The 13,086-nt window shown below is 54.7% G+C and carries 10 protein-coding genes; 4 read left to right on the top strand and 6 right to left on the bottom strand.

All coding sequences use genetic code 11. From position 1 onward, the window contains the following. Positions 1-95: 95 nt before the first annotated feature. The 3 genes from LDN12_RS00760 to LDN12_RS00750 form a co-directional block, all read right to left on the bottom strand. Positions 96-2,747, bottom strand: coding sequence for an NACHT domain-containing NTPase (locus LDN12_RS00760; protein ID WP_223920704.1), 2,652 nt, complete (start codon positions 2,745-2,747; stop codon positions 96-98). A gap of 154 nt (positions 2,748-2,901) precedes the next feature. Further along, the gene (locus tag LDN12_RS00755; RefSeq protein WP_223920703.1) at positions 2,902-3,594 is read right to left on the bottom strand and encodes a TIR domain-containing protein; all 693 of its coding nucleotides are present in this window, start codon (positions 3,592-3,594) and stop codon (positions 2,902-2,904) included. Positions 3,595-3,745: 151 nt separating this feature from the next. After that, positions 3,746-4,639: a DUF2726 domain-containing protein gene (locus LDN12_RS00750; RefSeq protein ID WP_223920702.1), complete on the bottom strand. Its 894-nt coding sequence runs from the start codon at positions 4,637-4,639 to the stop codon at positions 3,746-3,748. A 355-nt stretch (positions 4,640-4,994) separates the two neighbouring features. Here LDN12_RS00750 and LDN12_RS00745 point away from each other — a divergent pair, with 355 nt between their 5' ends. The 4 genes from LDN12_RS00745 to LDN12_RS00730 all read left to right on the top strand — a co-directional run bounded on the left by LDN12_RS00745 (position 4,995) and on the right by LDN12_RS00730 (position 10,155). Then, positions 4,995-5,186: a hypothetical protein gene (locus LDN12_RS00745; protein WP_223920700.1), complete on the top strand. Its 192-nt coding sequence runs from the start codon at positions 4,995-4,997 to the stop codon at positions 5,184-5,186. Positions 5,187-5,286: 100 nt separating this feature from the next. Then, positions 5,287-6,627: a hypothetical protein gene (locus LDN12_RS00740; RefSeq protein ID WP_223920698.1), complete on the top strand. Its 1,341-nt coding sequence runs from the start codon at positions 5,287-5,289 to the stop codon at positions 6,625-6,627. Beyond that, the gene (locus LDN12_RS00735; RefSeq protein ID WP_223920696.1) at positions 6,624-7,100 is read left to right on the top strand and encodes a cytochrome C; all 477 of its coding nucleotides are present in this window, start codon (positions 6,624-6,626) and stop codon (positions 7,098-7,100) included. Before LDN12_RS00740 ends, LDN12_RS00735 begins: the two co-directional genes overlap by 4 nt. A 13-nt stretch (positions 7,101-7,113) precedes the next feature. Continuing rightward, positions 7,114-10,155: a CxxxxCH/CxxCH domain-containing protein gene (locus LDN12_RS00730; RefSeq protein ID WP_223920694.1), complete on the top strand. Its 3,042-nt coding sequence runs from the start codon at positions 7,114-7,116 to the stop codon at positions 10,153-10,155. 115 nt (positions 10,156-10,270) lie between these two features. Here the strand turns inward: LDN12_RS00730 and LDN12_RS00725 are convergent, their stop codons facing one another. The 3 genes from LDN12_RS00725 to ribA form a co-directional block, all read right to left on the bottom strand. Then, the gene (locus LDN12_RS00725; protein ID WP_223920693.1) at positions 10,271-11,464 is read right to left on the bottom strand and encodes an MFS transporter; all 1,194 of its coding nucleotides are present in this window, start codon (positions 11,462-11,464) and stop codon (positions 10,271-10,273) included. 247 nt (positions 11,465-11,711) lie between these two features. Then, positions 11,712-12,080: a hypothetical protein gene (locus tag LDN12_RS00720; RefSeq protein ID WP_223920691.1), complete on the bottom strand. Its 369-nt coding sequence runs from the start codon at positions 12,078-12,080 to the stop codon at positions 11,712-11,714. Between the two features lie 77 nt (positions 12,081-12,157). Continuing rightward, positions 12,158-13,086, bottom strand: a 929-nt coding sequence (ribA, locus tag LDN12_RS00715) for a GTP cyclohydrolase II (protein ID WP_223920689.1), incomplete at its 5' end; no start/stop codon positions are given.

Genomic DNA, 13,086 nt, shown 5'->3' with positions numbered 1-13,086 from the left:
CTGACTCCGATGGACTTCCTAGCCGAATTTAGGCGATCAAAGCAATAGTATCTTCAAATGTTTAAATGTCAAAATTGACCCTTATGGGTTCTCCTTTACAGGCTTGATCCACGATGATCCAACCCTGTGTTCATTTGTACAAGCTCCATTAAAGATGCCTGTTCACTTTGTGGTCTGGCTTTCAGCATTAATTCAATGGTCTCAGTATAACGAGCAAGCGCCCCCCTATTCACAAGCTCATCAACTAAATGATGTATGTCATCACTCATTTTCGACAACAAAATAAATGCTCCTCTCCAAAAAGTTTTATCCAAATAATCCAGCAATTTTATAGATCTGTTCTCTTTCAATTCACATGCGACTAAATACTCTTGAAATCTCAGATGGCCAAAGCCATATTGGCCATCATCCGTCATAGGCATCAGGATATTACAAGGATCAATCAGCTCATTTACAGCAAGCGCAATCTTATCTGGTGCAATTGAAGATTGGTAGAAATCGCACATTTTTTCAACTATTTCATCTTTGCCTGAATATCGTGCCTCTTTGCGGTGCAATATAAAGGCAATTTTTGACGCAACTTTAATAAGGTCTCGATAATGTGACTTCAATCGGTTGCTGAGCTTTTCTTTATCGTATGAACCAAGCAATAAACTCATTCTCTCTTCATACAGTCTAATTTCTGATTCAGGTAAAGGTATATCATATTCTGCTATAACACATAAAATAGTAGCAAGAAGTGGGTTTCTAACGATATCGTTCAAATCAGGTGTATTATGTAAGTGATTTACTACAGCCTGTAGTTTTTGAGGATCATTAAACCATGATCGAAAAAATGCCTCACGTTGCTCATCATCAAATGGCAACAAGGTTAGCCCAACAAATGGGATATTATTTATATAATTTCCACTTAATCTTGATGATGTTAATATTTGTATTTTAGGATTTTGTTGTTTGAATGATATAATTGCATTAATTATCCAAGGTATTTTATCAATTATTTCATCTATTCCGTCAAAAATAAATAAAGTAGATTTATTGTCTGCTATATCTCTAATAGTAGTGATATCAATTACTATTTCTTGTGACATTAAATGTTTAATAATTGCTTTATATAGAAATTCAACATAATTAAATTCAGTGGGATTTATGATCTCTAATCTATAGAATGACCTTGCTAATGGTATATAAAAAACCACTTCTTTCCTACTGGTTTCAATTGTTTTTCTGGCATAGGACTGTAGTGTCGTAGTCTTACCCGCACCAGCTTCTCCAAATATGACAAAATCCTGTCCTGAGTCAAAAATTTCATGAACAGAAAAATTTATCCTATCTAGTTTGTCAATACTTACGAACCGCATATCAGACGATAATCCCGCGGCTTCTGATAAATATTCGTAATTTAATAACTTTTCAGTATTTTTTAATATTAATTCGCATTTTGTAATAAATTCTAATACCTTGGATGGCGTTCTCTCATTTTTCAATAAATTCGATACTTCTTCTTTCAGGTGTTTCTGGTTGTCTGCAATGGCACTGCATAGGCTTGGTCCATTAATAGTCGCAATATACCTAACATCATTTACTTTTCTTTGCATATCAGATAATTCATTCTCTATTTTTTTTGATTTTTTCAAAGTTTTATCGTAGAAAGCAAGATAATTTAAAAGCTTGGTGCCCACTATCTTTTTTGTTATTTTTTTTAGTTCATATATTTCATCATCTATTTGATTAGTATACTCTATATAATCATCAAGATTTTTTGAACCAATTCGATAATAATTAGATGTTATCTCCTTCATTCTATATGCTATTGATTGTATGCAATCATTTTCTTCGTCAGCAACTAGATCTGTAATTGAATTTATCACATTACTAACACCTATTTCATCTAAAGCATTTTTAAGTTTATTAACTTTTGTTACAGCTTTATTTATAGCCAAAATATCTCTGTTATATCTTTTTTCAATATCTTTAATTTTTTCAACTAAAATATCAATACCCATTTCGTGTTTTAGTTCTTCACAAAAACATTTAAAATGTTGCCATCTTTCTTCTGTGTAGGTTACTACAATATTACTTGGCTTCAATTTAAAAGATAACAAAAGTTTAGTAGTAATATTCCCAACCGTAAAATCAAGGTCGCAATAGACATCATCCAACTCTTTTAACTGGTACACGTTTAACGCATTCCTTAAATCAATATTATTTAAGGACCTTGTCATTATGTCGTTGACCATCGGTCCACTACCTATTAATTTCATGACAAGTTTTGGAATATGTTTCCTTAAATTTTTTATAACGTATATTCCGTCGACCACTTTTATTTTATAATTCCTAATAGCAGTTTGAGTGTAAAAAGCAGTTTCAAGAGCCCTAGTATCAACCACAAATGGTGTAACTATTTCAATAGATATTGGCTTGTATTGATTGCCGTCTAGGTGTGGGATCGGGGTTTCTGCAGCCTGTAATATTTGCCTAACAATTTCAATAAAACTTTTGTCGTCCGATGCCCTTCCAGATGGCTCGTAGCACTTTGCCTGTACAACAACTAATTCTACATCCTCCCATGAATCTCTCCTCCAGCATATTAAATCTTTACCGTTTTCATAAGGTCCGCCATAGAAATCAACTTTTTCATATCCGGAACTTCTATACAGCGGCATTAAAACATCTCTTGTAAAATCATTTTCATTTAGAGATTGTATTTTTACCAATAGCTTTTGTTCTGTTTCGGTTACTGTCATAGTTTCTCCAAAAATTAAATATATATACTGGGGTATCCCCGCTTATATACATATCATTAACTTGGCCAAATTTTGATGGTTTGCGAAGTGAAAAGAGAGCAGACGATTTTTAGACGGTCTTCAACAAAAACAGCTTTGCCCCATAGCTGTGCTTCTACACTTTAGCAACATCAATTTGATATCCTGCCGCCGCCATTTCCTTTGCTAGGAGTAGTCCGGCGTCTTTCTCAAGGTTATCTTTAAAAGGTATGTAGATAAGACCCTGAATATCCGAAGGTCGCTCCATATTTTCTTGCTGCCCTAAAAGAATGGCAACATGTGAACGGCCGAGCCGGGAAAGCAGCATGCCCAATTCAAGCACGACATTTTGACGAGCACGGTACGCCTTTTCGTCGGGATGACTCGCACGATAGCCTACATCGTCTGGAGTAGCCAGAACCACGCCAAAGCTTGCCTCACCAGCATACTTCACAAGCTTCTCAATGATAGTCTGACCTTCAGATGGCAATTGATCGAGAATTAGCGGTTCAAGCCCCCATCGGCGCAACATTGCATCAAGCCTTGTTCTCGCTTGTTCGTCATGTCCGTAAACAACAAATACCTTGTTTTTACTCGCGGGCTTTATTACCGCAACCGGCGCCACCACATTATTACCTCCAGGTGCCAGGCCCAAGAGCTTCTTTACAAGTTCAATATCTTTGCCTTGAGGAGTAATTGTGCCTTTATCAAATACATTCACGACCGAGCCATTTGAGAATTTCAGCTGGGCACCATATTGAAGGGGCTTCTCTTCATCGAGAATAAACCCATTAGATTGAAGAATTTCTAAAACTTGATCTTTTTTCATAGCGATATCTTCTCCAATTCAAAAGAATCATATAGAGGCCGCATATTCATTATCCATGCCTCCGGCGAGCCATCTTGGAAACAATAAAGGGCCAGGCCGCTTACCTATTCATTTATTTAATTACTAATCGACTCACCAGCCCCAAACACCCCTAAAACCACTTCGCCTCAACATACGGCACCACACCCCGACATTCAGGGTACCGGGTACACACCCAAAACTTCTTCCCCGCTTCCTCACCGGATTTCTTCTCTCTTAGCTTCATGTCGCTGCCACACGTAGCGCAACTCTCACCATCATTCGCCGGTGCCGGTTTGGCTATCACCGGCTCAGGCTCTGCAACCTCCATAGCCTTACCCGCAACCGGCTCTTGCGCCGCTACGACAAAACCGCCCAACTTGGCTTGAAGCTCTCGCAGGGTATACGCCCGCTTGGCCGCAAACCTGACGAACGGAACATGTGCGGCCTCCAGCGCTGCATCCAGAAAATCATCCCGGTCGATCCGATCCCTTCGCTCGTGGCTACGGTCGTCAAGCTCTATCACCATCTCAATGGCAAGGCTCCGCGCATTGCAGATCACGAAGTCCACATGCTTGGCTCTGATCTTGTTGAAAGCTCTCTGTTGCGTGCTTTTGTCCAGATTGTTCTTTGTCTCAATGATGTCGCACAAGCGCACCATGCCGTAGACTTTGAAATCTTCTTTGAGTGATGGTTCCAGGGTATTCAGGAAATTCAATTCGGCGGGGGTAAAAAGGACTTCTCTGCTTTTATAGGGTAATTCGTTTTTTGGGGTTGTTTCTCTCTGGGGGAATTTTTCTCTGATTAACGAGAAGAGCAATATGGCAACCATCGCCAGCGAAAACAGGTTGGCGACAGTGGGCGCCGCACTTTGAATCGCCGGGCCTAAGAGCCCCGGCGTTCTCGCTCCCGAGTACCATGCGGGAACGGCAATACGGATTATGACGTTTCCCGCCACCAACAGGATTGCGCTTACCCACCAGGGCGCTTTGATCAGCGTTTCAAGAAAGCTCTCCTTTTTCGCCATTCCATGATCCTGTTGAAGGAAATGCATTACATTAAGAAACTCATACCCTTCTACTCTCCGCTCCCATAAAATTCAATCGCAAAATCAATATGTTAAAATAATTAACACTCTCCCCGAAATGTTAAAAAAATTAACATAAAAAGACCATTTCAGCCGTCTTATCCTCAACCCCCCGACATCACACAAAAAAAGCCCCCGAATCCTCTTCGGAAGCTCTGATTTGTATCATATTGACCCACACCCTCCCGCGCAAGCGCCGCACCCACAACACACATCTGTCCACAAACCCAAAAACGGTTTCACGGGAGGGGGCCGTCGAGAATACTTATATGTCGAACCTGATCCCGTAGCCCCCGTGGCGGACAAGAACTCCTCCACCGATATCATCGAGGCCTCGGCCAAGGCCTGCGTCCATCCCCTCAACCGGCTGGACTACAAACGGAAACGCCCCAGCGAGACCGCCTGGCCCGTAATCGCCGCCCTATTTTCACCCAAAAGGCCGGACTTTTCTGTCCGGCCTTTTTCCGTACACAATACCGTTAAATAAGACTAAAACCATCCTTTTTATTTGCCAAATTTAAAACCTGTGGTATAGTTCCTTCGATTTCCCATAACGGCGTTCTTATTTTCCGTACAGGAGCATGCCCATGAAACAGACCATCTGCCGCCTGCTATCTGCCGCTTCTCTCCTGACCCTCCCCGCCGCCGCCCTGGCGGCCGAAACCGCCGTCGACGCCACCACCATCTTCCGTTTCGAGCAGCGCGACATTTCGGGGTCGCCCAAGCAGGACCTGATGCCAGCCACCCAGTTTTTGGGCCTGGATGTGGACAAGCTGGCCGACGGCAATCTCTCCCTGCATCTCTACGGATGGGGCCGCGCCGACCTGGCCGACAAGAGCTACAACAACGACAAGGTGGACGGCAGCTTCACCTATGGGTATCTCCAGTACCGTTTCAAGGAGGCCAATGCCGATGTCCGCCTGGGCCGCCTCTTTGTGCACGAGGGGATCGCCAACGAGCAGGTGGACGGCGTGAGCGCCCGCACCGACCTGCCGCTGGGCTTCAGCCTGTCGGCCTTCGGCGGGGCCACGGTGCATACCAAACACCTGTACGGCGAGAAGACCGACGGCAAGGGGGATTCGATCATCGGCGGCCGGGCGGGCTACCGCTACAAGGGGATGCTGGACCTGGGGTTCTCGGCGGTGTACGAGGATAACGCCCCCAAACTGACCAGCACGCTGGACGACGGCGTGACCCTGCGCTACAGCAACGTCACCCACCGCCTGATCGGCGGCGACATCTGGCTGAGCCCCTTCCGCATGGTGGAGTTGATCGGGCATTCGAGCTATAACACCGAGACCCGGACCGTGGCCGAGCACAGCTACCTGCTCAACGTCAAGCCGATCCGCGGCCTGGTCGTTTCCGGCGAGTTCAACGAGTACCGCGACCAGGGCTACCTGGCCTCCTGGGCCATGTTCTCCAATACCTTCAATCCGGGCGACAAGTCCCGCTCCGTGGGGGCGAGGGCCTCCTACGACCTTGCCAAGGCCATCGAGCTGGCCGCTGATTACAAGCACTATACCCGCGAGCTGGGCAACGCCGACCGTTACGGCATAAACGCCCGGGTGGGCTTCCTGGACAACACCGTGCGCGCCGGGTTCGGCTACCACTACCTGCGCGCCGGTTCCGGCTTTGCCATCGGCACCAATCCCAGCGCCTCCTATCACGAACTGCACGCCTATGCCCTGCACGACTCCAAGACCTACTTCGCCGCCATCGACGGTGTGGATTACATCTTCAAGGACAAGATCTACAACGAGAAGAGCGCCTGGGAGGGGACCGCGTCCCTGGGGTATCACATCACCCCCGCCCTGGCCCTTTCCGGCGATTTCAGCTACGGCAGGGACCCCCAGTTCACCGAAGAGATAAAAGGGCTCGTCCGCCTGACCTACAATATGACCTTTGACCTCAAGGGAGGTAAGAAATGAGATTCGTGCGACCGATGCTTCCCGTGGCGCTCGCGGCGGGGCTGATCATGCTCGTGGCGGCCTGCGCCCAGATGAAGGGGCTTCCCAGCCTGCCCGCCTGGCACCCCGAAACGCTGACCGTGGGGCAGCAGACGGACTGTTCCGAGTGCCATGACGATCAGGCCAAGGGGACCATGAAGCCCCTCACCGCCTTCAGCCATACCCCGACCTTCGTCAAGGACCACCGTTTCTACGCCGCCTCGGACGACCGCCTCTGCTCCGTCTGCCACAAGAGCTCCTTCTGCAACGATTGCCACACCAACAAGGTGGAGATGAAGCCGTCCTACAAATTCGGCTATCGCCCCGACCGGGAGATGCCCCACCGGGGCGATTTCCTGACCCTGCACAAGATCGAAGGCAAACTCGACCCGGCCAGTTGCTACCGCTGCCACGGCAGGACCAACAACGAACGCTGCGTGGCCTGCCACCGCTGACGGAGGTTAATCCATGAAATACCTGTTCAAGCCGGCCCTGTGTGTACTCGTCGCCGTGACCCTCTTCGCCTGTTCCAAGGGCAACGACAAGGCCTCCAACATCGATCCGAGCACCGGCAAGCATCCCGCCGGCTGGGCGGTGGCCGATACCGGCGGCGCTCACCTCGCGGCCTTTCTCAGCGTGCCCAGTTCCTGCTATGAATGCCACGGCAAGGACCTGAAGGGGGGCATCAGCGGCGTGAGCTGCTTCACCGCCTCGCGCAGCGGCATGACCTGCCATGCGGGCGGACCGTCGGGACATCCCTCCGGCTGGGCCTCGCCCAACGTTCACGGAGCCGCCGCCAAAGCCCTTCTGTCGGGGCAGAACGGCATGGCCCATTGCCAGATCTGTCACGGCGCGGATTTCTCGGGCGGCATCGCCAAGGTCTCCTGCCTGAACACCTCCGGCTGTCACGGCGCCGGCATCATGTCGGCCCATTCCCCCAAACCGTGGCTGTCCCGCATCGGCGGGCGCACCCATAGCTCAGCCGATCCTTCCAACGCCGCCGCCTGCGCCGTCTGCCACACGGGCGGGGCCAATTCGTCCCGCACACCCTCGCCCCCCGCAGCGGCGGGGACCGCGCCGGGCTGCTTCAACAACACCCTCTGCCACGGCGTCGAGGGGCATCCCTTTGCCAGCTGGACTTCGGCCTCGTTCCACGGCGCCGCAGCCAAGGCGGCGGGGGGCGGCATCACCGTCAACGGCCAGTACAGCCCGGTCAGCTCGTTTGTCAACTGCGTGGCCTGCCACGGGACGGATTATGCGGGCGGGACCGCCCAGCAGACCTGCCTGAGGACCGCCGGATGCCACGGCGCCAATGTGGCTTCGCCGCACCCGGCCAGACCGTGGCTCTCCTCGACCGGCGGCGTGACCCACACCACCACCGATACCAGTAATGCCGGGCAATGCGCCGTCTGCCACACGGGCGGCGCCAACTCGACCAGGGTGCCCCGGGCCGGCGACGCCACCGGTTCGAGCGGCTGCTTCAACAACACGCTCTGCCATGGGGCGGAAGGGCATCCCACCGGCTGGAACGCCGCGGCCCAGCACGGGGCCGCGGCCAAGAGCGCTCCCGGCGCATCGACCGGCTTCTCGTCCTGCCAGTTGTGCCACGGATCGACGTTCAGCAACGGGTCGGCGCCGTCGTGCACCAACACCCTCGGGTGCCACGGCCTGACCGTAGCCGCCCCCCATCCGGCCAAGCCCTGGACATCCACGGTCGCCGGCGCATCGACCCACACCAGCACCGATCCGGGTAACGCGGCCACCTGCGCGGCATGCCACACGGCCGGCGCCAACTCCGACGTCGTACCCCCCAACCCGGCCAGCGGGACCGCCGGTTGCTACAACAATACCCTCTGCCACTTCCATCAGATACCGTTCGCCCCGCCCACGGTGGACCCGTCGGTCCACGGGGGACTGGCCAAGCAGGATCTGACCGTCTGCCAGAACTGCCACGGCATCAAAGGGACGCCCGCCTTCGACGGCCTGACCATCACCGGCGGCGTCACGACCGTCGCCTGCTCCAGTTGCCATACCTATGCCAAGGCCCACCCCACCGCCTGGCAGGGGAGCACCACCAACCCGGGGGAAACGGTCATCTACTCGCACCGCACCGCCGGTAACATCGCCGGCGCCTGCTCGCTGTGCCACGACGTCACCCAGGGGCGCACCGCACCGCTGCCAGCGGCACCCAGTTGCTTCAGTGCCACCTTTACCAACGGCCTCGCCCAAACCGGCACCTGCCACGCCAACGGTCCGGGGGCTGCGCCGCACAGCGTGCCCTATCCCAACCACAACGCCACGGCGCGCACCAACTTCAACTACTGCCTGGGGTGCCATCAGGTCGCGGCCAACGCCGCCGGCTCGAAACCGCCGGGATGCCAGAACTGCCACCTGACCAGCCCGGTGGCGACACCAACCGGCTGCACCTCCTGCCACGCCAAGCCGCCGGCCTCATCGGCCTATCCAAACACCGCCGGGGTGCATGCCTCCCATGCGGTTCTGAACGTCACCGAGAACGCCACCCTGACGGCCGTATGCGACCAGTGCCACAGCGGGCTGGGGCTGGGCACCCTCGACCACCTCAACCGGGCCCGGGCGCGCACCACGGCGGTCCAGGCCAGCCCGGTCGTCTTCGGCGCCCTGGCCAAAACCGGCAGCCTGACGCCGACCTACACGGACGCAACCCAGACCTGCGCCAATACCTACTGCCACGGCAACACCCTGGATAAACCGGCGTCCGCCATCCTCTCGCCGTCGTGGACCTCACCCTTCCTCACCGGCAGCGCGGCCAGCGACTGCATCAAGTGCCACGGTTATCCGCCCACCTCTCACGGTGCGATTACGGCGACCCAGTGCATCAACTGCCACACCCACGTCAACAGCAGCGGCACCGGCTTCACCGACGCCACCAAGCACATCAACGGCGTGGTCGATGTCACCGGCACCCACAGCGTGCCCTACCTGACCCATAACGCCGTGGCTGCGGCCTCCTGCCTCTCGGCCAACGGCGGTTGCCACAGCACCGGCACGGCCGCCTCCCCCTATCCGGCCGCCACCGGCGTACCGCCGGACTGCATGGCGTGCCACACCCTGGCCGACCCCCTGAGCACCGGCAACGGCCTGGGCAACTGCAAATCGTGCCACGGCACCGGCGGAACCGGCACTGCCGCCGCCCCGACCGGCACCACCTGGCCCAACATCCGGGGCAACAACACCAGTGCCCGCCACCCGAGCCACCAGGGCTCAAGCTGCGGCTACTGCCATCCCAATGTGGACACCACCGGCAGGTACACCGGCACCACCGCTGCTGGCACCGTGGCGGCAGGTTCGGGCGCCGGGGTGAACCACGGTCCCAACAAGACCATGACGAGCGGCACCAGCCAGACGAATGTGGTCAACACCGCCGCCGGCATCGTGCCGAAGACGCCGCGCGGCACCGGCGCCAACTGTACCCACGGCAGCATCACCGCGGGTAACTGCCACACGGGGTCCGGATCACAGACGTGGTAGTTGAATGACCCGTAGCCCCTGAAACAGCGAAGGCCGGGCAGCGATTGCGCCCGGCCTTCGGTCGTTTGTATACTACGCAAGCCCATCCTGCCTTTTACCGTGAACATCTGGTTTGTCATCCGGCAATAGAGTTCATTGTCCTGCCGGACCAGGTTTTGGCATTGACCATAAAGAGCGCCACGGCGCCCAACCCCATGATCCCCGCGGTATAGAAGACCGCCGTCAGCCCCAGGGTATTTTGCAGTCCGGCCCCCAGGAGCGGGCCCGAGACAAACCCCAGGTTGAGCACCGCGTTGAAGGTTCCCACCGTCAACCCCATGCCGTGACGGCTTCCCTCCTCCACCAACAGCGCCGTACTGGCGGGCTGCGACAGGACGCTGAACAGGCCGATCCCCACCCCCAGGATGAGTATCTGGGAGAAACCGACGGCCACCGGGATCAGGAAGTAGAGCAAAGAGACGATGGTGCCGCCGGCAACCACCAGGGATTTGCGCGGCGCCCGGTCGGAGAGCATGCCCACCGGACGTAGGAAGAGGGTCATCACCAGGGTGGAAGAAGCCATGACCAGGCCGGTCTGGGTGCCGCTCAGCCCCAGTTTGGTGGTGAGCATGATCGGCAGAAAGGCGCTTAAGAGGGAGATGCCGCAGGCCCGGCCGAAGATGAAGGCCAGAAGGCCTCGCAGGGTGCTGTGGCGGGTCACGCTCAGAATGTTTCTGAAATGTTCCGTGCCACCGTGTCCCGTTCGCCGGGAGGTGGTCCTTTGGGAAGGGATACAGATCAGGGCCAGGGCCAGGGCCAGGATGCACAGGAGTGTGAGGGTGGCGAAGATGCCTTGGAAGCCCCACTGGTCCTTGAGGATGCCGCCGACTATGGGCCCCATGCTCAGGGCACCGTAGAAGGAGATGTCGAAGGTCCCCATGACGGTGGCCCGCTTCTTGTCGGAGGTGCAGTCGCTCACCAGGGAAACCACCACCGGCCGGAACATGGCGCAGCCGATCCCCTGGAGCAGGCGCAGGATGGTGATCAGGGGCAGACTGGTGGTGAAGCAGTAGCAGACCGACACGAACAGGTAGAGGCCGAGACTGATGGCGGCGACCCTCCGGCGGCCGATCCGGTCGGCCCAGGCGCCCATGAAGGGGCTGAGGATGATCTTGGAGAGGGAGTAGAAGACCAGGGGCAGGCCCAGAAGCAGCCCCCTGGCCCCCAGGCTGAAGACATACATGGAGAAGAAGGCATCAGCGATGCCGAAGCCCAGGGTAATGGCGAAGTTGATGAGGAACAGACCCCGGAAGAGGTTGCGGGTTCCCATAGTATTCGTTCCTTTTACTCGATTCGGCTCTTTATGGCCCTTTGACGATATATCGGGCACGATTCGAAATCATCGCCACAAAAAGTAATTATGTTGGGAATATTTTTACTCGATAACTTTGAACAGTGGCATTCGGGAAAGGGCTTCATCACGAACCGGCACATATCCGACCGGATCAAATCGCTGCTCTCATTATTGGTTATACAACTGGTATCAGTTTTCATCGCTGTGAACCCGCCATTCGCAGTTAGCAAGCCAGGAACTTTTCGAAGGCCTGGTCATACATCTGGAAATGCACTAACCACAGCACGCGTACATAGCCCAAATCTTCAGGCAACACCACCTCGCCCTTGCTGATACGATGACGTAACTCGGCCGTTCTCGTGCAGATGAACTGGTGGTGGAGGTGGTGTTGCACCGCGTGGGGAAAGCCCACCATCCTCATGTAACCATTTTCGTTATCTATGTGCTCCATCATGGTCCCGAGCAACCGGTCAAAGTCTGCCCCAATATCTCTGTCCGGCTGACGCAGGATTTTTTCGAATAGGGCATTCAGCCGGCTAACGATGTTCCGGTAGCGGCTGTCGCTGGCGGGTATGTCTTCGCTGCTCAGCATGCGTAAATCATTGTTCATGGTCTTAAACTGTCTATTGAATTGACGGTGGTTTTGAGTTTCCATACCACTTTCTCGCTTTACAGGTTTGCCAGGAGATGGCCGAGCTTCTCCTGCTTGGTCTTCAGGTAGCGGATGTTGGACCCGGTGGCCGTAATCTCCAGAGGGACACGTTCGACGATCTCCAGGCCGTGGCCCTGAAGGCCGACCATTTTTTTGGGGTTGTTGGTCATAAGCCTGATCTTGCGGGCGCCGAGTTCCCGTAATATCTGGGCGCCGATGCCGTAGTCCCGCAGATCGGCCTTGAAACCGAGTGCTTCGTTGGCCTCAACCGTGTCCTTGCCGCATTCCTGGAGGGCATAGGCCTTGAGTTTGTTGACCAGGCCGATGCCGCGGCCTTCCTGGCGCAGGTAGAGGATGATGCCGCTCCCCTGGGCGCCGATCATCTCCATGGCCCGGTCCAGTTGGCTGCCGCAGTCGCAGCGAAGGCTGCCGAAGACGTCACCGGTCAGGCATTCGGAATGGACCCGCACCAGGACCGGCTGGTCCTCCCGGATCTCGCCCTTGACCAGGGCCAGGTGCTCCTGGCCGTCCACGTCGTTCCCGAAGGCGATGATGCGGAATTCGCCGAAGCGGGTCGGCAGAGTGGCCTGGGCAATCCCGCGCACCAGGGTTTCGTGCCTGAGGCGGTAGGCCACCAGGTCGGCCACGGTGCAGATCTTGATGCCGTGCTCCAGGGCGAATTTCTTGAGCTGGGGCATGCGGGCCATGGTGCCGTCTTCGTTCATGATCTCGCAGATCACGCCGGCCGGCTTCAACCCCGCCAGGCGGGCCAGGTCCACCGAGCCTTCGGTCTGGCCGGTGCGTACCAGGACACCGCCGTCACGGGCACGCAGGGGAAAGATGTGACCGGGACGGCACAGGTCGGCGGCGGTGCTGTTTTCGGCCACGGCGACCTGGATGGTGCGGGCGCGGTCGCCGGCCGAGATGCCGGTGGTGACGCCGTGCC

The organism is Geobacter sp. AOG2 (assembly GCF_019972295.1).
Lineage (GTDB): Bacteria > Desulfobacterota > Desulfuromonadia > Geobacterales > Pseudopelobacteraceae > Oryzomonas.
Note: the sequence above shows the minus strand (reverse complement) of the source record. Positions and strands in the feature narration are given on the sequence as shown.

Coding starts and splice junctions, on each gene's coding strand:
- LDN12_RS00760 (WP_223920704.1), bottom strand. CDS start 2,747: ATGACAGTAACCGAAACAGAACAAAAGCTATTGGTAAAAATACAATCT.
- LDN12_RS00755 (WP_223920703.1), bottom strand. CDS start 3,594: ATGAAAAAAGATCAAGTTTTAGAAATTCTTCAATCTAATGGGTTTATT.
- LDN12_RS00750 (WP_223920702.1), bottom strand. CDS start 4,639: ATGGCGAAAAAGGAGAGCTTTCTTGAAACGCTGATCAAAGCGCCCTGG.
- LDN12_RS00740 (WP_223920698.1), top strand. CDS start 5,287: ATGAAACAGACCATCTGCCGCCTGCTATCTGCCGCTTCTCTCCTGACC.
- LDN12_RS00735 (WP_223920696.1), top strand. CDS start 6,624: ATGAGATTCGTGCGACCGATGCTTCCCGTGGCGCTCGCGGCGGGGCTG.
- LDN12_RS00730 (WP_223920694.1), top strand. CDS start 7,114: ATGAAATACCTGTTCAAGCCGGCCCTGTGTGTACTCGTCGCCGTGACC.
- LDN12_RS00725 (WP_223920693.1), bottom strand. CDS start 11,464: ATGGGAACCCGCAACCTCTTCCGGGGTCTGTTCCTCATCAACTTCGCC.
- LDN12_RS00720 (WP_223920691.1), bottom strand. CDS start 12,080: ATGCTGAGCAGCGAAGACATACCCGCCAGCGACAGCCGCTACCGGAAC.